The organism is Pseudomonas parafulva (assembly GCF_000800255.1).
Taxonomy (GTDB): domain Bacteria; phylum Pseudomonadota; class Gammaproteobacteria; order Pseudomonadales; family Pseudomonadaceae; genus Aquipseudomonas; species Aquipseudomonas boreofloridensis.
The window spans coordinates 3711643-3731723 of sequence record NZ_CP009747.1; the positions used below are offsets into that span (position 1 = coordinate 3711643).

Here is a 20081-nt window from a genome sequence, read left to right on the forward strand (position 1 = left end):
GTCTGAGTCCAGGCAAAACGCGCGTGTTCCAACGCGATCATTAAGAAAAAGCTAAGCGGCCCGACGATCAGTCGTCACATTCAGTGGAATGGATATCGGCGGGCAGAAAAAAAGCGAAGCCAGGTTTCTGGCTTCGCTTTGGGTGTTTACCGCGTCGAGGACGGTTTCTCAGAACGGAATATCGTCATCGAAGCTGTCGAAGTCAGCGGCGGGCTGGGGTGCCTGCTGCTGTGGCGCGGGACGCTGCTGTGCCTGCTGCGGACGCGGCGCCTGCTGACGTGGTGGGGCTTGGTTGTATTGCTGCTGACCACCGCCCTGGTTGTAGTTGTTGCCACCACCCTGGTTGTACTGATCGCCGCCTTGCTGGTTCTGCGGACGACCGCCGAGCAGCTGCATGGTGCCCTGCATGTCGACGATGATTTCGGTGGTGTAACGCTTGATGCCGTCCTTTTCCCACTCACGGGTCTGCAGCTTGCCTTCGATGTAGCACTGCGAACCCTTGCGCAGGTACTCGCCAGCGATCTCGGCCACTTTGCCGAACAGCGAGACACGGTGCCACTCGGTGCGCTCGACCTTCTGTCCCGACTGCTTGTCGGTCCACTGTTCGCTGGTGGCCAGGCTCAGGTTGGTCACGGCGTTACCGTTGGGCAGGTAGCGGACTTCGGGATCCTGGCCGCAGGTACCGACCAGAATGACTTTGTTAACCCCACGGGCCATAACGTTCTCCTAGGCTTCGCACGCCGTCGGGGCTGGGTTCACCAGACGCTCGAGGGTCGCACGGTCCAAAATTTTCGTATCCAGTTTGATATAGATGGCGGCTTCTTCCGCCACCACCACGGCGTCGGTCACACCCGTCACGGCCATCAGACGTTCGGCCAGTCCGGCTTCCCGAACCGCCTCCGGCGTCAGCGGCATACGCAGGCTGGTGACATAAGGCGGTTCGTTCATGCCCAAGGCAGATACCAGCCAGATACCACACAGTACAGCACATCCGAGGAACACCGTGCCCAGGCCTCCGTGCTGGAACAACCAGCCACCGATGATGCCTCCCAGCGCCGCGCCGAGGAACTGGCTCGTGGAATAGACTCCCATGGCCGTCCCCTTGCCGCCAGCGGGCGACACCTTGCTGACCAGCGAAGGCAAGGATGCCTCCAACAGGTTGAAGGCCGTGAAGAATATCACGGTGCCGGTCACCAATGCCCGCAGGTCGTCAGCCCAGCGCCAGAAGAACACCTCGGTGAGCAGCAGCACGGTGACTGCACCCACCAACACGCGCTTCATCTTGCGCTTCTTTTCGCCGTAGATGATGAAGGGCACCATTGCAAAAAATGAGATCAGCAATGCGGTTAGGTATACCCACCAGTGCTGTTCCTTGGGTAACCCGGCGCGCTCTACGAAGGCCAGTGGCAGGGCCACGAAGCTGGCCATGAGGATCGCGTGCAGCACGAAAATGCTCAGGTCCAGGCGTAGAAGATCCGGATTGCGCAGGGTCGGGCCTAGGGCCTGACGTGCCACGCCCGATTCTCGATGCTGCAACACGCTGTGCGTGCTGGGCACGACGAAGGCGATCAAGGCGATACCCACTACCGCCAGTCCTGCGGTAGCGAGGAACAATCCTGACAAACCGAAGGCACTTGTCAGCAACGGGCCAACCACCATGGCAACGGCGAACGACACGCCGATGCTCATGCCGATCATGGCCATGGCCTTGGTGCGGTGTTGCTCGCGAGTCAGGTCGGAAAGCAGGGCCATGACGGCTGCGGAAATGGCACCCGCCCCCTGCAGAATACGGCCGGCGATCACGCCCCAGATCGAATCGGCCTGCGCCGCCAGTACGCTGCCCAAGGCGAACACCACCAGCCCCAGATAGATCACCGGGCGTCGGCCAATCCGGTCGGAAATCATCCCGAACGGAATCTGCAGGACCGCCTGGGTCAAGCCATAGGCACCGATGGCCAGGCCGATCAGCGCGGGTGTGGCGCCGGCCAGGTCCATGCCGTAGGTGGCCAGCACGGGCAAGACCATGAACATACCCAGCATACGAAAGGCAAAGACCAGGGCAAGGCCGCCTGCGGCGCGGGTTTCGCTGCCGCTCATGCGTTCTTGATGGATGTCGTGCATGGATGAACCTCGTCTGAACCGGCGGCGATTCTATCAGTCCCACGACCAGACGGCATCTGCGCGACGCTTTGCCGCGTAGTGGCAGCGCGCCGTATACTTCTTCGTTTACGCCCGCCGAGCGAGGCTGCTTTGGACACGATCCTGATCCGTGGGGCACGCACCCACAACCTGAAGAACATCGACCTGACCCTGCCACGGGACAAACTGATCGTCATCACCGGTCTGTCCGGTTCCGGCAAGTCTTCCCTGGCCTTCGACACCCTCTACGCCGAGGGCCAACGTCGCTACGTGGAGTCGCTGTCGGCCTATGCCCGACAGTTCCTGTCGATGATGGAAAAGCCCGACGTCGACACCATCGAAGGCTTGTCGCCGGCGATTTCCATCGAGCAGAAGTCCACGTCGCACAACCCGCGCTCGACCGTGGGCACCATCACCGAAATCTACGACTACCTGCGCCTGCTGTACGCGCGCGTGGGCACACCGCGCTGCCCGGATCACGACATTCCGCTGGAGGCGCAGACCGTCAGCCAGATGGTCGACCTGGTACTGGAACAACCCGAGGGCAGCAAGCTGATGCTGCTGGCACCGGTGGTGCGCGAGCGCAAGGGCGAGCACTTGGCAGTGTTCGACGAAATGCGCGCCCAAGGCTTCGTCCGCGCCCGGGTCAACGGCAAGCTCTACGAGCTGGATGAACTGCCCAAGCTCGACAAGCAGAAAAAGCACAGCATCGACGTGGTGGTCGACCGCTTCAAGGTCCGCGAAGACCTGCAGCAGCGTCTGGCCGAGTCGTTCGAGACGGCCTTGAAACTGGCCGACGGCATCGCCCTGGTGGCGCCGATGGACGACGACAGCGGTGAAGAAATGATCTTCTCGGCGCGCTTCGCCTGCCCCGTGTGCGGCCATGCGATCAGCGAGCTGGAACCCAAGTTGTTTTCCTTCAACAACCCGGCCGGTGCCTGTCCGACCTGCGACGGCCTGGGGGTCAAGCAGTTCTTCGACACCAAGCGCCTGGTCAACGCCGAGCTGACCCTGGCCGAAGGCGCGATCCGCGGCTGGGACCGGCGCAATGTGTATTACTTCCAGATGCTCGGCTCATTGGCCGCGCACTATGGCTTCAGTCTCGACCAGCCTTTCGGTGAACTGGCGGCCGAGCACCAGAAGGTCATCCTGCAGGGCAGTGGCAAGCACAGCGTCGACTTCAAGTACCTCAACGACCGCGGCGACATCGTCAAACGCTCGCACCCCTTCGAGGGTATCGTGCCGAATCTGGAGCGGCGCTACCGCGAAACCGAGTCGGCCACCGTGCGCGAGGAACTGGCCAAGTTCCTCGGTACCCAGCCCTGTCCAGACTGCCGCGGTACTCGCTTGCGCCGCGAGGCACGGCATGTCTGGGTCGGTGAGAAGACGCTGCCGGCGGTCACCAACCTGCCGATCGGCGACGCCAGCGAATACTTCGCTGCGCTAACCCTGACCGGCCGACGTGGCGAGATCGCGGCGAAGATCTTGAAGGAAATCTGCGAGCGGTTGCAGTTTCTGGTCAACGTGGGCCTGGACTATCTCACCCTCGACCGCAGCGCCGAAACGCTCTCCGGGGGCGAAGCGCAGCGCATCCGCCTGGCCAGCCAGATCGGTGCGGGCCTGGTGGGGGTCATGTACATCCTCGACGAGCCATCGATCGGCCTGCACCAGCGTGACAACGATCGCCTGCTGGCCACCCTCAACCACCTGCGCGACCTGGGCAACACGGTGATCGTCGTAGAGCACGACGAGGACGCCATTCGCCTGGCCGACTATGTCGTGGACATTGGCCCAGGCGCTGGTGTACATGGCGGGCAGATCGTCGCCGAAGGTACGCCGGACGAGGTCATGGCCCATCCAGACTCGGTGACCGGCATGTATCTGTCCGGTCGCAAGAAGATCGTCGTTCCAGCCAAACGCACACCCCGCAACAAGAAGCTGCAACTCAAGCTGAAAGGTGCGCGCGGCAACAACCTGCAGAATGTCGATCTGGAAGTCCCCATTGGCTTGCTGACGTGCGTCACCGGGGTTTCGGGGTCAGGGAAATCGACACTGATCAACAACACCCTGTTCCCCCTGGCCGCCACCGCCCTGAACGGTGCCAGCAGCCTGGAGCCGGCCGCCCACAGCAGCATTGACGGCCTGCAGCACCTGGACAAAGTGGTCGACATCGACCAGAGCCCAATCGGTCGTACCCCACGCTCCAACCCGGCGACTTACACCGGCATTTTCACGCCGATTCGCGAGCTCTTCGCGGGCGTGCCAGAGTCACGCTCACGCGGTTACGGTCCGGGACGGTTTTCTTTCAACGTCAAGGGCGGACGCTGCGAGGCGTGCCAGGGCGATGGCCTGATCAAAGTGGAAATGCACTTCCTGCCAGATATCTACGTGCCGTGCGATGTGTGCAAGAGCAAGCGATACAACCGCGAAACGCTGGAGGTCAAGTACAAGGGCAAGAACATCCACGAAGTGCTGGAAATGACCATCGAGGACGCCCGCGAGTTCTTCGATGCGGTTCCGGCACTGGCGCGCAAACTGCAGACGCTGATGGATGTGGGTTTGTCTTATATCAAGCTGGGACAATCGGCGACGACGTTGTCGGGCGGTGAAGCGCAGCGAGTGAAACTGTCGCGCGAGCTGTCCAAGCGCGATACGGGCAAGACCCTGTACATCCTTGACGAGCCCACTACAGGCTTGCACTTTGCCGATATCCAGCAACTCCTGGACGTCCTTCACCGTTTGCGCGACCACGGCAATACCGTGGTGGTGATCGAACACAACCTGGATGTGATCAAAACCGCAGACTGGCTGGTAGACCTGGGTCCAGAAGGGGGCTCACGCGGCGGGCAAATCATCGCCTGCGGCACACCGGAAGAGCTCAGCAAGATGAAGCAATCCTACACCGGGCATTATCTGAAACCGCTATTGGAACGGGACCGGGCATAACGCATAAGGCCGCGCCTATAAAACAGTGCAGATCCGATGATCTGCACTGTCTTGTAAGTGCGGCCTCATGTGTCGAGAGGACTAAACAGCCCTCCTGGTGTCACATCTGCGATTGCAGGTAGTTCTGCAGCCCGATGGATTTGATCAACCCCTGCTGCTTTTCCAGCCAGTACGTGTGATCTTCCTCGGTATCAGCCAACTGCGCGCGCAGGATGTCACGGCTGATGTAATCCTTGTGCGACTCGCACAACTCGATGCCCTTGCACAGGGCAGCACGCACTTTGTACTCCAGGCGCAAGTCGGCGGCGATCATTTCAGGCACCGTCGTGCCGATATCGAGGTCGTCCGGCCGCATGCGCGGCGTGCCTTCGAGCATGAGGATACGACGCATCAGAGCATCGGCGTGCTGCGCCTCTTCTTCCATCTCGTGATTGATACGCTCGTAGAGCTTCGAAAGGCCCCAGTCTTCGTACATGCGCGAGTGGATGAAATACTGATCGCGTGCCGCCAGTTCGCCCGTGAGCAACGTGTTGAGGTAATCGATGACGTCCGGGTGACCTTGCATCGCCCTGATACTCCTGAATAACGCTTGATAGGCTCATAGTGTGAACCATGATTTTCCCAAGGTCACTCGATACCGCGCAATTTATGCGAAAAAACTCGACAAACAGTAGTGATTTTCATTGAAAAACCGCCCAAATGCGGGCGGTTCTCCTTATCACTTCGACTCAGAACAGATTGATGCCCAGCGCTTTGGCAATCCCGCCACCATAAGCTGGATCGGCTTTATGGAAGTGCTGCAACTGGCGTCGAACCACTTCTTCCGTCACACCCGCCATAGTGCCTGCGATGTTGTCGATCAACAGCGCTTGTTGCTCAGGACTCATCAACCGGAACAGTGCACCGGCATGGCTGTAGTAGTCGTCGTCCTCACGATGATCGTGACGATCGGCTGCGCCATTGAGCGCCAAGGCAGGTTCCGCGTGGCGCGGGGACTGCTTGGGCGCGTCGGCGAAGCTGTTTGGCTCGTAGTTAGGAGCACTGCCATAGCTACCCATGCTCATGGCACCGTCGCGCTGATAGCTGTTTACCGCGCAGCGCGGCGCATTCACCGGCAAGTGTTGGTGATTGGTACCGACGCGGTAACGATGGGCGTCAGCGTAAGCGAACACGCGACCCTGCAGCATACGATCGGGCGACAAGCCCACGCCCGGCACCATGTTGCTCGGCCCGAATGCAGCCTGCTCGACTTCGGCGAAGTAGTTGAGCGGATTGCGGTTGAGCTCAAGCACGCCAACTTCGATCAGTGGATATTCTTTCTGCGACCAGGTCTTGGTGACGTCGAACGGGTTTTCGGCTCGGTTGGCAGCCTCCTCCTCGCTCATGACCTGAATGCATACTGTCCAACGCGGATAGTTGCCCTGCTCGATGGCCTCGAACAAGTCACGCTGGGCGTAGTCAGGGTCAGTACCTGCGATACGCGCAGCATCGGCCGGCGTCAGGTTCTTGATGCCCTGCTGCGTCTTGAAGTGCCATTTGACCCAGGTGCGCTGTCCCTCAGCGTTTATCAGGCTGTAGGTGTGGCTGCCGAAGCCGTGCATGTGGCGGTAGCCATCCGGAATGCCACGATCAGAGAACAGGATGGTGACCTGGTGCAGCGCCTCAGGCGAATGCGACCAGAAGTCCCACATCATCTGCGCACTTTTCAGGTTGGTCTGAGGGTTGCGCTTCTGCGTGTGGATGAAGTCGGGGAACTTGAGTGGATCGCGAATGAAGAACACGGGCGTGTTGTTACCCACGATGTCCCAGTTGCCCTCTTCGGTATAGAACTTGACGGCGAAGCCACGTGGATCGCGTTCGGTGTCGGCGGAGCCGCGCTCGCCACCTACGGTAGAGAACCGCAGGAAGGTTTCGGTCTGCTTGCCGACGCCATCGAAAAGCCGAGCATTGGTGTACTCAGTGATATCGCGAGTCACGGTGAAGGTGCCATAGGCGCCCGAGCCCTTTGCGTGCACACGGCGCTCAGGGATGTTTTCGCGGTTGAAATGGGCAAGCTTTTCGATCAGGTGGAAATCGTCGAGCAGCAATGGACCGCGCGGACCCGCGGAGCGGGAATTCTGGTTGTCGGCAACGGGCGCACCGCTGGCGGTGGTGAGGATCTTGCTCATGGGCTCTCCTTATCAGACGCAAATGTTGGCTTGATCGGCTTGGGGAGCAGTATCGCGAGCACAGATAAAAAGATCTAATGCATTGATATTTTATGTTCGATAGATTTTTACAATTTATTCGAACACAAAAAACCGGGCACTAGGCCCGGTTCTTTGTAGCAGACGGAACGTCTTACTCGGCAGCTTCTACAGCACCACCGACTGGACGATCAACCAGCTCGACGTACGCCATAGGCGCGTTGTCGCCAGCGCGGAAACCGCACTTCAGGATGCGCAGGTAGCCGCCCTGACGAGTGGCGTAGCGCTTGCCCAGATCGTTGAACAGTTTGCCAACAGCAGACTTCGAACGGGTACGGTCGAAGGCCAGACGACGATTGGCAACGCTGTCTTCCTTGGCCAGGGTGATCAGCGGCTCGGCAACGCGGCGCAGTTCCTTGGCTTTCGGCAGGGTGGTTTTGATCAGCTCGTGCTCGATCAACGACACTGCCATGTTCTGGAACATAGCCTTGCGGTGAGAGCTGGTACGGCTCAGGTGACGTCCACTTTTACGATGACGCATGATTCATTCCTTACCAAACACTACGTTCGGTGATTACGACGATCAGGCAGTCGCCTTGTCGTCTTTCTTAAGACTTGCAGGCGGCCAGTTGTCGAGGCGCATGCCGAGAGACAGACCACGAGAGGCCAGGACGTCCTTGATTTCGGTCAGGGACTTCTTGCCCAGGTTAGGAGTCTTCAACAGCTCTACTTCGGTACGCTGAATCAGGTCGCCGATGTAGTAGATGTTCTCCGCCTTGAGGCAGTTGGCCGAACGTACAGTCAGTTCCAGGTCGTCAACCGGGCGCAGCAGGATCGGATCGATCTCGTCTTCCTGCTCGACCACGACCGGCTCGCTGTCACCTTTGAGGTCGACGAACGCGGCCAGCTGCTGTTGCAGGATGGTCGCGGCCCGACGGATGGCCTCTTCAGGATCCAGGGTGCCGTTGGTTTCCAGATCGATGACCAGCTTGTCCAGGTTGGTACGCTGTTCAACACGGGCGTTCTCGACCACGTAGGCGATACGACGCACCGGGCTGAACGAAGCGTCCAGCTGAAGACGGCCAATGCTACGGCTTTCGTCTTCGTCGGTTTGACGGGAGTCGGCCGGCTCGTAACCACGACCACGAGCTACGGTGAGCTTCATGTTCAGGGCGCCGTTGGACGCCAGGTTCGCGATTACGTGATCGGGGTTGACGATCTCGACATCGTGATCCAGCTGAATATCGGCAGCGGTAACCACCCCCGAACCCTTTTTCGACAAGGTCAGCGTAACTTCGTCACGACCGTGCAGCTTGATAGCCAGACCTTTGAGGTTCAACAGGATTTCAATGACGTCTTCCTGTACACCTTCGATCGCGGAGTACTCATGGAGTACACCATCGATCTCGGCCTCGACTACTGCACAGCCAGGCATGGAGGACAACAGGATGCGGCGCAGCGCGTTGCCCAGGGTATGGCCGAAACCACGCTCGAGAGGCTCGAGCGTGATCTTGGCGCGGGTTGGACTGACCACCTGAACGTCGATGTGACGGGGCGTCAGGAACTCATTTACCGAAATCTGCATGGATGCACCTATTTTCTAGCCCTTACTTGGAGTAGAGCTCGACAATCAGGTTTTCGTTGATGTCGGCGGACAGGTCGCTGCGAGCAGGAACGTTCTTGAAAACGCCCGACTTTTTAGCGGAATCAACGTCTACCCACTCAACGCGGCCACGCTGAGAGCACAGTTCAAGGGCCTGAACAATGCGCAGCTGGTTCAGCGACTTCTCGCGAACTGCGACCACGTCACCCGGACGAACTTGGTAGGATGGAATGTTTACAGTCTTACCGTTGACGCTGATCGCTTTGTGCGAAACCAGCTGACGGGACTCGGAACGAGTCGAGCCGAAGCCCATACGGTAGACGACGTTATCCAGACGGCACTCGAGCAGTTGCAGCAGGTTCTCACCGGTTGCGCCTTTTTTCGAGGCAGCAGCTTGGTAGTAACCGCGGAACTGACGCTCCAGAACACCGTAGATACGACGGACTTTTTGTTTCTCGCGCAGCTGGGTACCGTAGTCGGACTGACGGCCACGGCGCTGGCCGTGGATACCTGGGGCTGCTTCGATGTTGCACTTCGATTCCAGAGCGCGAACGCCGCTCTTCAGGAACAGGTCGGTGCCTTCACGACGAGACAGTTTGCATTTTGGACCAATGTAACGTGCCATTCTTCTGTCTCCTGATTACACGCGACGCTTCTTCGGCGGACGGCACCCGTTATGCGGGATAGGCGTCACGTCGGTGATGCTGGCGATCTTGTAGCCGCAGCTGTTCAATGCACGAACGGCGGACTCACGACCTGGACCTGGACCCTTGACGTTCACGTCGAGGTTCTTCAGACCGTATTCCAGCGCAGCTTGACCAGCACGCTCAGCAGCGATCTGAGCTGCGAACGGGGTGGATTTGCGCGAACCACGGAAACCCGAACCACCGGAAGTCGCCCAGGACAATGCGTTGCCCTGACGATCGGTGATGGTCACGATGGTGTTGTTGAAAGAAGCGTGGATGTGGGCGATGCCATCAACCACTGTCTTTTTGACTTTCTTACGAGGACGAGCAGCAGGTTTTGCCATGTCTATATTCCTGGGCGATTACTTGCGGATCGGCTTACGCGGGCCCTTACGGGTGCGTGCGTTGGTCTTGGTGCGCTGACCGCGAACCGGCAGACCTTTACGATGGCGCAGGCCGCGGTAGCAACCCAGGTCCATCAAGCGCTTGATCTTCATGTTGATGTCACGACGCAGGTCACCTTCGGTGGTGAACTTCGCAACTTCGCCACGCAGGGTTTCGATTTGCTCGTCGCTCAGATCCTTGATCTTAGCGGCTGGATTTACACCAGCATCTGCACAGATTTTCTGTGCAGTAGTGCGACCGACACCATAGATGTAGGTCAGCGAGATAACAGTATGCTTGTTATCTGGAATGTTGACGCCTGCAATACGGGCCATTCAGTGGGACTCCAATTGACAGCTACCTACGCCCCGGAAGCCAAGAAATAGGGCGCGAGATAATATCGCTGTAGAAACGAATAATCAACCCAGCAGCGCACTAGCTGCTGGGTTTGAAGCGCAGATCACACTCAGCCTTGGCGCTGCTTGTGACGCGGTTCCGCGCTGCAGATCACGCGCACGATACCTTCGCGACGAATGATCTTGCAGTTGCGGCACAGCTTTTTCACCGATGCACGAACTTTCATTACCGACTCCTCGAACCTTAGGGGGTCTATCAGCGCAGCAGACCGCTGCCACCGTAGCCTTTCAGGTTGGCTTTCTTCATCAGGGATTCGTACTGGTGCGAAACGAGGTGCGATTGTACTTGGGACATGAAGTCCATCACAACCACCACCACAATCAGCAACGAGGTCCCGCCAAGGTAGAACGGCACGTTTGCAGCCACCACCAGGAACTGGGGCAGAAGGCAGACGGCCATCATGTAAAGAGCACCGAACATGGTCAGACGAGTCAGAACGCCATCAATGTAGCGCGCCGACTGCTCACCAGGACGGATACCCGGAATAAAGGCACCGGACTTCTTCAGGTTTTCCGCTACGTCTTTCGGGTTGAACATCAACGCTGTATAGAAGAAGCAGAAGAAAATGATCCCTGCACTAAACAGCAGAATGTTCAACGGCTGACCAGGAGCGATCGACTGCGAGATGTCCTGCAGCCAGCCCATACCTTCAGACTGACCGAACCAGGCACCCAACGAAGCCGGGAACAGCAGGATGCTGCTGGCAAAAATGGCGGGAATGACGCCCGCCATGTTTACCTTCAACGGCAAGTGGCTGGTCTGCGCGGCGAAGACCTTGCGGCCCTGCTGACGCTTGGCGTAGTGAACGGCGATACGACGCTGACCACGCTCGATGAACACCACGAAACCGATGATCGCTACTGCAAGCAAACCGATAGCGACCAGGGCGAAAATATTGATATCGCCTGTGCGCGCAGACTCGAAAGACTGCCCGATTGCTCTCGGAAGACCGGCAACGATACCTGCGAAGATCAACATCGAGATACCGTTGCCTACACCGCGCTCGGTGATCTGCTCGCCGAGCCACATCATGAACATTGCGCCGGCCACGAAAGTGGAGACGGCAACGACATGGAAGCCCAGGCCTACAGAAAACGCCACGCCCTGGTTGGCCAGGCCAATGGACATGCCAATGGCTTGAACCAGCGCCAGGATAACGGTGCCGTAGCGGGTGTACTGGCTGATCTTGCGACGGCCAGCTTCACCTTCCTTCTTCAACTGCTCCAGTTGTGGGCTGACCGCGGTCATGAGCTGCATGATGATCGATGCCGAAATGTACGGCATGATCCCCAATGCGAAAATACTCATGCGCTCCAGCGCACCACCGGAAAACATGTTGAACAAGCTAAGAATGGTCCCCTCATTCTGCCGAAACAGATCCGCCAGACGGTCTGGATTGATGCCAGGCACCGGGATGTGCGCGCCGATCCGGTAGACGATGATCGCCATGAACAGAAAGCGCAGACGAGCCCAGAGTTCCGACATCCCGCCCTTACCGAGCGAAGAGAGAGCACCTTGCTTAGCCATTTATTCCTCGAACTTGCCGCCAGCTGCTTCGATAGCCGCACGCGCACCTTTGGTGGCTGCGATGCCCTTGATGGTGACAGCGCGAGTGACTTCGCCCGACAGCATGATTTTCACACGCTGAACGTTCTGGCCAATCACGTTGGCGTCCTTCAGGGACTGTACGGTAACCACGTCACCTTCCACCTTGGCCAGCTCGGACAGACGCACTTCGGCGCGGTCCATAGCCTTCAGGGAGACGAAGCCGAACTTCGGCAGACGACGGTGCAGCGGTTGTTGACCGCCTTCGAAGCCCGGAGCGATGGTGCCACCGGAACGGGAGGTCTGACCTTTGTGGCCGCGGCCACCAGTCTTGCCCAAACCGCTACCGATACCACGACCCGGACGATGCTTCTCGCGACGGGAACCCGGCGCTGGACTCAGATCATTGAGTTTCATCGATTAACCCTCGACGCGCAGCATGTAGTAAGCCTTGTTGATCATCCCGCGATTCTCGGGAGTATCCTGGACTTCTACAGTGTGACCGATGCGACGCAGACCCAGGCCTTTAACGCACAGAATGTGGTTAGGCAGACGGCCAGCGGTGCTCTTGATCAGCGTTACTTTTACGGTTGCCATGATCAGAAGATCTCCTCGACGCTCTTGCCGCGCTTGGCAGCAATGGATTCAGGAGATTGCATGGCTTTCAGACCCTTGAAGGTGGCGTAGACCACGTTCACTGGGTTGGTCGAACCGTAGCACTTGGCCAGAACGTTCTGGACGCCAGCAACTTCCAGGACAGCACGCATTGCGCCGCCGGCGATGATACCGGTACCTTCCGAAGCAGGCTGCATGTAAACCTTCGAGGCGCCGTGGGCAGCCTTGGTGGCGTACTGCAGGGTGGTGCCCTTCAGGTCAACCTGGATCATGTTGCGACGTGCAGCTTCCATGGCTTTCTGAATCGCAGCAGGTACTTCGCGCGACTTGCCACGGCCGAAGCCGACGCGACCTTTACCATCACCTACCACGGTCAACGCGGTGAAGGTGAAGATACGGCCGCCTTTGACGGTTTTAGCAACGCGGTTAACTTGAACCAGCTTCTCGATGTAGCCTTCGTCGCGCTTTTGATCGTTATTTGCCATAACTTAGAACTCCAGCCCGCCTTCACGAGCAGCATCGGCCAGCGCTTTGACGCGGCCATGGTACTTGAAGCCGGAACGGTCAAAGGCAACTTGAGATACACCGGCGGCTTTCGCACGCTCAGCAACCAGCTTGCCAACCTTAGTGGCCGCGTCGATGTTGCCGGTGGCGCCATCACGCAGGTCTTTGTCCAAGGTCGAGGCGCTTGCCAGAACCTTGCTGCCGTCGGCCGAAATGACTTGGGCATAGATGTGCTGCGAGGAGCGGAACACGCACAGACGCACGGCTTCGAGCTCGTGCATTTTCAGGCGTGCTTTGCGAGCGCGACGCAGTCGAGTAACTTTTTTGTCGGTCATTTGCTAGGCCCTACTTCTTCTTGGCTTCTTTACGACGGACTACTTCGTCCGCGTAACGCACACCCTTGCCTTTGTAAGGCTCTGGCGGACGGAAGTCGCGGATTTCAGCGGCCACCTGACCCACCAGCTGCTTGTCGATACCCTTGATCAGGATATCGGTCTGGCTTGGGGTTTCTGCGGTGATACCGGCTGGCAGTTCGTAGTCCACTGGATGCGAGAAGCCCAGAGCCAGGTTCAGGACAGTGCCCTTGGCCTGTGCCTTGTAACCAACACCGACCAGCTGGAGCTTGCGCTCGAAGCCTTGGCTTACGCCCTGGACCATGTTGTTCACCAGAGCACGGGTGGTACCGGCCATGGCGCGAGCTTGCTGGTCACCGTTGCGAGCGACGAAGCGCAGTTCGCCGGACTCTTCGGTAACTTCAACAGACGAGTGAACGTTCAGTTCGAGAGTGCCCTTGGCACCCTTCACCGAAAGCTGCTGGCCGGCGAATTTGACTTCGACACCGGCGGGCAGCTTAACGGGGTTCTTAGCAACGCGAGACATGCCTATCTCCCCTTAGAACACTGTGCACAGAACTTCGCCACCGACACCGGCAGCGCGCGCAGCGCGATCAGTCATCACACCTTTGTTGGTGGAGACGATAGACACGCCCAGACCGCCACGTACTTTCGGCAGATCGGTGACGGACTTGTACTGGCGCAGGCCTGGACGGCTGGAGCGCTTCAGTTCCTCGATGACCGGACGGCCTTCGAAGTACTTCAGTTCGATCGACAGGGAAGGCTTGGCCTCACCAGTTACCTGGTAGCCGGCGATGTAACCTTCATCTTTCAGAACTTTGGCAACCGCGACCTTCAGGGTGGAGGAAGGCATGCTTACGACGGACTTTTCAGCCATCTGGGCATTACGGATGCGAGTTAGCATGTCCGCTAACGGGTCCTGCATACTCATGGGCTAGATGCTCCTGATACAAGAATTATTAGCCTTGCGGCTATCACAACCACCTAAGCAGGCAGGGCAAAATACCCAGGCCCAGGTGAGCCGGTCATTCTAGACACAAGACAGAAACGAAACAAGCCCCATGAAGGGGCTTGTTCGTTGGCGAGGCCACCGGTGGTCGGAGATTTCTCTCCTTCCACCGGAAATCACACCAGCAGCGCTTACCAGCTGGCCTTGACCAGACCTGGTACGTCGCCGCGCATTGCAGCCTGGCGCAGCATGTTACGGCCCAGGCCGAACTTACGGTAAACACCGTGAGGACGACCGGTCAGGCGGCAACGGTTGCGCAGACGTGCGGCACTGGCATCACGCGGTTGCTTCTGCAGCGCGACAACGGCAGCGAAACGCTCTTCAGGAGAGGCGTTCAGGTTGACGATGGTCGCTTTCAGCTCGGCACGCTTTTTAGCGTACTTGGCTACCGTGAGCTGACGCTTCAGCTCGCGGTTTTTCATGCTCTTCTTGGCCATTTTCCTACTCCAATCAGTTGCGGAACGGGAACTTGAAAGCACGCAGCAGAGCGCGGCCTTCGTCGTCCGAACGAGCAGTGGTGGTCAGGGTGATGTCCAAACCGCGCAGAGCATCGATCTTGTCGTAGTCGATTTCCGGGAAGATGATCTGCTCTTTCACGCCCATGCTGTAGTTGCCACGACCGTCGAAGGACTTGGCATTCAGGCCGCGGAAGTCGCGAACCCGAGGCAGGGAGATCGCCAGCAGGCGGTCCAGGAACTCGTACATTTTTTCGCGACGCAGGGTCACCTTGACACCGATCGGCCAGCCCTCACGGACTTTGAAGCCCGCGATGGATTTACGAGCGAAGGTCACGACCGGCTTTTGGCCGGTGATCTTTTCGAGATCGGCAACAGCGTGCTCGATGACTTTCTTGTCACCGATCGCTTCGCCCAGACCCATGTTCAGGGTGATCTTGGTAACGCGCGGAACTTCCATTACGTTCGACAGCTTAAGTTCTTCCTTAAGCTTGGGAGCGATTTCGTTCCGGTAAATCTCTTTCAGTCGTGCCATGGTCTTCTACCTAGCAGTGTTCAAGCATCAACCGCTTTTTGGGTCGACTTGAAGACACGAATTTTCTTACCGTCTTCTACTTTGAAACCAACACGGTCAGCCTTGTTGGTTTCGCCATTGAAGATGGCCACGTTGGAAGCGTGCAGAGGCGCTTCTTTCTCGACGATACCGCCCTGAACGCCTGCCATCGGGTTCGGCTTGGTATGACGCTTGACCAGGTTGACACCACCAACGACCAGACGGTCGTCAGCGAGCACCTTCAGCACCTTACCGCGCTTGCCCTTGTCTTTGCCGGCGATCACGATGATCTCGTCGTCACGACGAATCTTTTGCATGTCGGATCTCCTTACAGCACTTCAGGGGCGAGCGAGACGATCTTCATGAACTTCTCGTTACGAAGCTCACGGGTCACTGGCCCGAAGATGCGAGTACCGATCGGCTCTTGCTTGTTGTTCAGCAGAACAGCAGCGTTGCCGTCGAAACGAATGATGGAACCGTCAGCGCGACGTACACCGTGACGGGTACGGACGACAACAGCGGTCATCACCTGGCCTTTTTTGACCTTACCGCGAGGAATCGCTTCCTTGACGGTTACTTTGATGATGTCACCGATGCCAGCGTAACGGCGGTGCGAACCGCCGAGCACCTTGATGCACATGACGCGACGAGCGCCGCTGTTATCGGCCACATCGAGCATGGATTGAGTCTGAATCATAAAATTTCTCCGACCCCTAGCCCTTAGACTTCAACAGCGCGTTCGAGGACTTCAACCAGTGCCCAGGACTTGGTCTTGGCCAGCGGACGGGTTTCGGTGATGGAAACCTTGTCGCCGATTTTGCACTGGTTGGTTTCGTCGTGCGCGTGCAGCTTAGTCGAACGCTTAACGTATTTACCGTAGATCGGGTGCTTGACGCGACGCTCGATCAGAACGGTGATGGTCTTGTCCATTTTGTCGCTGACGACACGGCCAGTCAGCGTACGGACGGTTTTTTCAGCTTCAGCCATGATCACTTACCTGCCTGCTGGTTGAGCACAGTTTTCACGCGAGCGATGTCACGCTTAACTTGCGAGAGCAGGTGCGACTGCCCCAACTGGCCAGTTGCTTTCTGCATACGCAGATTGAACTGGTCGCGCAGCAAGCCGAGCAGTTGCTCGTTCAGTTGCTGTGCCGATTTTTCACGAAGTTCATTCGCTTTCATCACATCACCGTCCGCTTAACAAAGGAGGTGGCGAGAGGCAGCTTTGCAGCGGCCAGAGCGAAAGCTTCGCGCGCCAGCTCTTCAGAAACACCCTCGATCTCGTACAGGACTTTGCCTGGCTGGATCTGGGCAACCCAGTACTCCACGGAACCCTTACCTTTACCCATCCGCACTTCAAGAGGCTTCTTGGTAACTGGCTTGTCCGGGAAGACGCGGATCCAGATCTTGCCGCCACGCTTAACGTGACGGGTCAGTGCACGACGTGCCGACTCGATCTGACGGGCGGTGAGGCGACCGCGAGCAACAGCTTTCAGGGCGAACTCGCCGAAGCTGACCTTGCTACCGCGCAGTGCCAGACCACGGTTGTGGCCAGTCATCTGCTTGCGGAATTTTGTACGCTTTGGTTGCAACATTTGGCGTACCCCTTACTTAGCAGCTTTTTTACGAGGCGCTGGTGCTTGCGGCTTCAGCTCTTCCTGGCGACCACCAATCACTTCGCCTTTGAAGATCCAAACCTTCACACCGATCACACCGTAGGTGGTGTGAGCTTCGTAGGTGTTGTAGTCGATATCGGCACGCAGGGTGTGCAGTGGCACACGACCTTCCCGATACCACTCAGTACGGGCGATCTCGGCACCGCCGAGACGACCGCTCACCTGGATCTTGATGCCCTTGGCACCAATACGCATGGCGTTCTGTACTGCGCGCTTCATGGCGCGACGGAACATAACGCGGCGCTCCAGCTGCTGGGCAACGCTTTGAGCAACCAGCATGGCGTCGAGCTCCGGCTTGCGGATCTCTTCGATGTTGATGTGCACAGGCACACCCATCTGCTTGGTCAGGTCCTGACGCAGCTTCTCGACATCCTCACCTTTCTTGCCGATAACGATACCGGGACGAGCAGTGTGGATGGTGATGCGTGCAGTTTGAGCCGGACGATGAATATCGATACGGCTTACGGACGCGCTTTTTAGTTTGTCTTGGAGGTACTCACGCGTTTTCAGATCCTTCAACAGGTAATCTGCGTAAGTAGCACCGTCTGCGTACCAGACGGAGGTGTGCTCCTTGACGATTCCCAGGCGAATGCCAGTGGGATGTACTTTCTGACCCATCTGATCGACTCCGTTACTTGTCCGCAACCTTGACAGTGATATGGCAAGACCGCTTGACGATGCGATCAGCGCGGCCTTTGGCACGCGGCATGATGCGCTTAAGCGAACGCCCTTCGTTGACGAAAACGGTGGAGACCTTCAGGTCATCAACGTCTGCGCCTTCGTTGTGTTCGGCGTTGGCAACGGCCGACTCGAGGACTTTCTTCATGATTTCAGCGGCTTTTTTGCTGCTGAAGGCCAACAGGTTGAGCGCTTCGCCCACCTTCTTCCCGCGGATCTGGTCGGCGACCAAGCGGGCTTTCTGGGCGGAGATTCGAGCGCCCGACAACTTAGCGGCTACTTCCATTTCCTTACCCCTTAACGCTTGGCTTTCTTGTCAGCCACGTGCCCGCGATAGGTGCGGGTACCGGCGAACTCGCCCAGTTTGTGGCCGACCATGTCTTCGTTCACGAGAACGGGGACGTGTTGGCGACCGTTGTGTACCGCGATGGTCAGACCGACCATTTGTGGCAGGATCATCGAACGGCGCGACCAGGTTTTCACCGGCTTGCGATCGTTCTTTTCCACCGCCACTTCGATCTTCTTCAGCAGGTGAAGATCGATAAAAGGACCTTTTTTCAGAGAACGTGGCACTGTCGTATCCCTCTAGTTACTTGCGACGACGGACGATCATGTTGTCGGTACGCTTATTACCGCGGGTCTTCGCACCCTTGGTTGGGAAGCCCCATGGCGATACCGGATGACGACCACCGGAGGTACGACCTTCACCACCACCATGTGGGTGGTCAACCGGGTTCATGGCAACACCACGAACGGTTGGGCGAACGCCGCGCCAGCGTTTAGCACCTGCTTTACCCAGCGAACGCAGGCTGTGCTCGGAGTTCGAGACTTCACCCAGGGTCGCACGGCATTCAGCCAGTACTTTGCGCATCTCACCGGAGCGCAGACGCAGAGTCACATAGGCACCTTCACGAGCGATCAGCTGAGCCGAAGCGCCAGCGGAACGAGCGATCTGTGCACCTTTACCCGGCTTCAGCTCGATGCCGTGAATGGTGCTACCTACTGGGATGTTGCGCAGCTGCAGGGAGTTACCAGCCTTGATTGGGGCCAGTGCACCTGCGATCAGCTGGTCGCCAGCGCTCACGCCTTTAGGGGCGATGATGTAGCGACGCTCGCCGTCTGCGTAGCACAGCAGTGCGATGTGAGCAGTACGGTTCGGGTCATATTCGACGCGCTCGACAGTGGCAGGGATGCCATCTTTGTCGTTGCGACGGAAGTCGACCAGACGGTAGTGCTGCTTATGACCACCACCCACATGACGGGTAGTAATGCGGCCATTGTTGTTACGACCACCAGACTTCGATTTCTTCTCGAGCAGCGGTGCGTGAGGAGCGCCTTTGTGCAGCTCCTTGTTGACCACCTTGACCACGAAACGGCGGCCAGGGGAAGTCGGTTTGCATTTAACGATTGCCATGATGCACCCCTTCCTTACTCAGCACTGCTGCTGAAATCGAGATCTTGGCCTGGCTGAAGGGATACGATCGCCTTCTTCCAGTCATTGCGCTTGCCCAGACCACGTGCGGTACGCTTGGTTTTACCCATCACGTTGACAGTCGACACGTTTTCAACTTTTACGTTGAACAGGCCTTCGACAGCTTTCTTGATTTCCAGCTTGGTTGCATCGGTAGCAACCTTGAATACGAACTGGCCTTTTTTCTCAGCCAGAACGGTAGCCTTCTCGGAAACGTGCGGGCCAAGGAGGACTTTGAATACGCGTTCCTGGTTCATCCCAGCAGCTCCTCGAATTTCTTCACGGCGGAGACAGTGATCAACACTTTCTCGTAGGCGATCAGGCTTACCGGGTCGGAACCTTGTACGTCACGTACGTCGACGTGCGGCAGGTTACGAGCAGCCAGATACAGATTCTGATCAACTGCGTCCGAAACGATCAGAACATCGTTCAGGCCCATGCCGTTCAGCTTGTTCAGCAAGTCTTTGGTTTTCGGCGCTTCGACAGCGAAGTCCTGAACCACGACCAGACGATCGCTACGCACCAGCTCGGAGAGGATGGAGCGCAGAGCTGCGCGGTACATCTTCTTGTTGAGCTTCTGCGAGTGATCTTGAGGGCGAGCTGCGAAGGTGACACCACCGCCACGCCAGATCGGACCACGAGTGGTACCGGCACGAGCACGGCCAGTACCCTTCTGACGCCATGGGCGCTTACCGCCACCGGCCACGTCGGAACGGGTCTTTTGCTGCTTGGTGCCCTGACGGCCGCCGGCCATGTAGGCCACGACTGCTTGGTGTACCAGCGTCTCGTTGAATTCGCCACCGAAAGTCAGTTCGGAAACTTCGATCGCCTGAGCGTCATTTACATTAAGTTGCATGTCAGT

31 protein-coding genes are annotated in these 20081 nt (G+C 58.1%); 1 reads left to right on the top strand and 30 read right to left on the bottom strand.

Annotated elements, in window-relative coordinates:
- Window positions 1-168 precede the first annotated feature (168 nt).
- Both NJ69_RS16150 and NJ69_RS16155 read right to left on the bottom strand, forming a co-directional pair.
- Window positions 169-717, bottom strand: coding sequence for a single-stranded DNA-binding protein (locus tag NJ69_RS16150; protein ID WP_029614564.1), 549 nt, complete (start codon window positions 715-717; stop codon window positions 169-171).
- 9 nt (window positions 718-726) lie between these two features.
- A complete protein-coding gene (locus NJ69_RS16155) occupies window positions 727-2121 on the bottom strand; it encodes an MFS transporter (RefSeq protein ID WP_039580798.1) in 1395 nt (464 codons plus the stop codon).
- 129 nt (window positions 2122-2250) lie between these two features.
- Here NJ69_RS16155 and uvrA point away from each other — a divergent pair, with 129 nt between their 5' ends.
- Window positions 2251-5085 carry an excinuclease ABC subunit UvrA gene (uvrA, locus tag NJ69_RS16160; RefSeq protein WP_039580801.1) on the top strand — a complete coding sequence of 945 codons (2835 nt, stop codon included), beginning with the start codon at window positions 2251-2253 and terminating at the stop codon, window positions 5083-5085.
- A gap of 100 nt (window positions 5086-5185) precedes the next feature.
- On the opposite strand, the gene bfr is transcribed toward uvrA, so the two are convergent.
- The 28 genes from bfr to rplD form a co-directional block, all read right to left on the bottom strand.
- On the bottom strand, window positions 5186-5650 hold the full coding sequence (gene bfr, locus NJ69_RS16165; RefSeq protein ID WP_039580802.1) for a bacterioferritin: 465 nt from the start codon (window positions 5648-5650) through the stop codon (window positions 5186-5188).
- A gap of 163 nt (window positions 5651-5813) precedes the next feature.
- Window positions 5814-7253, bottom strand: coding sequence for a catalase (locus NJ69_RS16170; protein WP_039580803.1), 1440 nt, complete (start codon window positions 7251-7253; stop codon window positions 5814-5816).
- 172 nt (window positions 7254-7425) lie between these two features.
- The gene (gene rplQ, locus NJ69_RS16175) at window positions 7426-7812 is read right to left on the bottom strand and encodes a 50S ribosomal protein L17 (protein ID WP_003255451.1); all 387 of its coding nucleotides are present in this window, start codon (window positions 7810-7812) and stop codon (window positions 7426-7428) included.
- Between the two features lie 42 nt (window positions 7813-7854).
- Window positions 7855-8856 (bottom strand): DNA-directed RNA polymerase subunit alpha, encoded by a 1002-nt coding sequence (locus NJ69_RS16180; RefSeq protein WP_003255452.1) that lies wholly within the window; start codon window positions 8854-8856, stop codon window positions 7855-7857.
- 22 nt (window positions 8857-8878) lie between these two features.
- On the bottom strand, window positions 8879-9499 hold the full coding sequence (rpsD, locus tag NJ69_RS16185) for a 30S ribosomal protein S4 (protein ID WP_029614568.1): 621 nt from the start codon (window positions 9497-9499) through the stop codon (window positions 8879-8881).
- 15 nt (window positions 9500-9514) lie between these two features.
- Window positions 9515-9904, bottom strand: coding sequence for a 30S ribosomal protein S11 (gene rpsK, locus NJ69_RS16190; RefSeq protein ID WP_003255454.1), 390 nt, complete (start codon window positions 9902-9904; stop codon window positions 9515-9517).
- 18 nt (window positions 9905-9922) lie between these two features.
- Window positions 9923-10279 carry a 30S ribosomal protein S13 gene (gene rpsM, locus NJ69_RS16195; RefSeq protein ID WP_003255457.1) on the bottom strand — a complete coding sequence of 119 codons (357 nt, stop codon included), beginning with the start codon at window positions 10277-10279 and terminating at the stop codon, window positions 9923-9925.
- Between the two features lie 131 nt (window positions 10280-10410).
- The gene (gene rpmJ, locus NJ69_RS16200) at window positions 10411-10527 is read right to left on the bottom strand and encodes a 50S ribosomal protein L36 (RefSeq protein ID WP_011531897.1); all 117 of its coding nucleotides are present in this window, start codon (window positions 10525-10527) and stop codon (window positions 10411-10413) included.
- Between the two features lie 29 nt (window positions 10528-10556).
- Window positions 10557-11888: a preprotein translocase subunit SecY gene (gene secY, locus NJ69_RS16205; protein ID WP_003257108.1), complete on the bottom strand. Its 1332-nt coding sequence runs from the start codon at window positions 11886-11888 to the stop codon at window positions 10557-10559.
- The gene (rplO, locus tag NJ69_RS16210; protein WP_039580851.1) at window positions 11889-12323 is read right to left on the bottom strand and encodes a 50S ribosomal protein L15; all 435 of its coding nucleotides are present in this window, start codon (window positions 12321-12323) and stop codon (window positions 11889-11891) included.
- A gap of 3 nt (window positions 12324-12326) precedes the next feature.
- Entirely contained in the window at window positions 12327-12503 is a 177-nt protein-coding gene (rpmD, locus tag NJ69_RS16215; RefSeq protein WP_029614570.1) for a 50S ribosomal protein L30, read from the bottom strand.
- Window positions 12504-12505: 2 nt separating this feature from the next.
- A complete protein-coding gene (rpsE, locus tag NJ69_RS16220) occupies window positions 12506-13006 on the bottom strand; it encodes a 30S ribosomal protein S5 (protein ID WP_003255465.1) in 501 nt (166 codons plus the stop codon).
- Between the two features lie 3 nt (window positions 13007-13009).
- Complete coding sequence (gene rplR / locus NJ69_RS16225; protein ID WP_029614571.1) at window positions 13010-13360, bottom strand: 50S ribosomal protein L18; 351 nt, start codon at window positions 13358-13360, stop codon at window positions 13010-13012.
- Between the two features lie 10 nt (window positions 13361-13370).
- Complete coding sequence (rplF, locus tag NJ69_RS16230) at window positions 13371-13904, bottom strand: 50S ribosomal protein L6 (RefSeq protein WP_009681972.1); 534 nt, start codon at window positions 13902-13904, stop codon at window positions 13371-13373.
- Window positions 13905-13916: 12 nt separating this feature from the next.
- Window positions 13917-14309: a 30S ribosomal protein S8 gene (rpsH, locus tag NJ69_RS16235; protein ID WP_008089805.1), complete on the bottom strand. Its 393-nt coding sequence runs from the start codon at window positions 14307-14309 to the stop codon at window positions 13917-13919.
- Between the two features lie 209 nt (window positions 14310-14518).
- On the bottom strand, window positions 14519-14824 hold the full coding sequence (rpsN, locus tag NJ69_RS16240) for a 30S ribosomal protein S14 (RefSeq protein WP_009397499.1): 306 nt from the start codon (window positions 14822-14824) through the stop codon (window positions 14519-14521).
- A gap of 13 nt (window positions 14825-14837) precedes the next feature.
- The gene (rplE, locus tag NJ69_RS16245) at window positions 14838-15377 is read right to left on the bottom strand and encodes a 50S ribosomal protein L5 (RefSeq protein WP_012316517.1); all 540 of its coding nucleotides are present in this window, start codon (window positions 15375-15377) and stop codon (window positions 14838-14840) included.
- Window positions 15378-15397: 20 nt separating this feature from the next.
- The gene (rplX, locus tag NJ69_RS16250; RefSeq protein ID WP_016715319.1) at window positions 15398-15712 is read right to left on the bottom strand and encodes a 50S ribosomal protein L24; all 315 of its coding nucleotides are present in this window, start codon (window positions 15710-15712) and stop codon (window positions 15398-15400) included.
- A gap of 11 nt (window positions 15713-15723) precedes the next feature.
- Window positions 15724-16092 (bottom strand): 50S ribosomal protein L14, encoded by a 369-nt coding sequence (gene rplN, locus NJ69_RS16255; RefSeq protein WP_011063774.1) that lies wholly within the window; start codon window positions 16090-16092, stop codon window positions 15724-15726.
- Between the two features lie 23 nt (window positions 16093-16115).
- A complete protein-coding gene (rpsQ, locus tag NJ69_RS16260) occupies window positions 16116-16382 on the bottom strand; it encodes a 30S ribosomal protein S17 (protein ID WP_023534981.1) in 267 nt (88 codons plus the stop codon).
- Window positions 16383-16384: 2 nt separating this feature from the next.
- Entirely contained in the window at window positions 16385-16576 is a 192-nt protein-coding gene (gene rpmC, locus NJ69_RS16265; RefSeq protein WP_002555481.1) for a 50S ribosomal protein L29, read from the bottom strand.
- On the bottom strand, window positions 16576-16989 hold the full coding sequence (rplP, locus tag NJ69_RS16270; RefSeq protein WP_009397508.1) for a 50S ribosomal protein L16: 414 nt from the start codon (window positions 16987-16989) through the stop codon (window positions 16576-16578). Before rplP ends, rpmC begins: the two co-directional genes overlap by 1 nt.
- A 12-nt stretch (window positions 16990-17001) precedes the next feature.
- A complete protein-coding gene (gene rpsC / locus NJ69_RS16275) occupies window positions 17002-17688 on the bottom strand; it encodes a 30S ribosomal protein S3 (protein ID WP_003255481.1) in 687 nt (228 codons plus the stop codon).
- Window positions 17689-17701: 13 nt separating this feature from the next.
- The gene (gene rplV, locus NJ69_RS16280) at window positions 17702-18034 is read right to left on the bottom strand and encodes a 50S ribosomal protein L22 (RefSeq protein WP_003103908.1); all 333 of its coding nucleotides are present in this window, start codon (window positions 18032-18034) and stop codon (window positions 17702-17704) included.
- 11 nt (window positions 18035-18045) lie between these two features.
- Window positions 18046-18321: a 30S ribosomal protein S19 gene (gene rpsS / locus NJ69_RS16285; RefSeq protein WP_010486981.1), complete on the bottom strand. Its 276-nt coding sequence runs from the start codon at window positions 18319-18321 to the stop codon at window positions 18046-18048.
- A gap of 16 nt (window positions 18322-18337) precedes the next feature.
- Window positions 18338-19162, bottom strand: a complete 825-nt coding sequence (rplB, locus tag NJ69_RS16290; RefSeq protein ID WP_029614573.1) for a 50S ribosomal protein L2 — start codon at window positions 19160-19162, stop codon at window positions 18338-18340.
- A 14-nt stretch (window positions 19163-19176) separates the two neighbouring features.
- Window positions 19177-19476 (bottom strand): 50S ribosomal protein L23, encoded by a 300-nt coding sequence (gene rplW / locus NJ69_RS16295; RefSeq protein WP_029614574.1) that lies wholly within the window; start codon window positions 19474-19476, stop codon window positions 19177-19179.
- Window positions 19473-20075, bottom strand: a complete 603-nt coding sequence (gene rplD / locus NJ69_RS16300; RefSeq protein WP_009397517.1) for a 50S ribosomal protein L4 — start codon at window positions 20073-20075, stop codon at window positions 19473-19475. Before rplD ends, rplW begins: the two co-directional genes overlap by 4 nt.
- Window positions 20076-20081 lie beyond the last annotated feature (6 nt).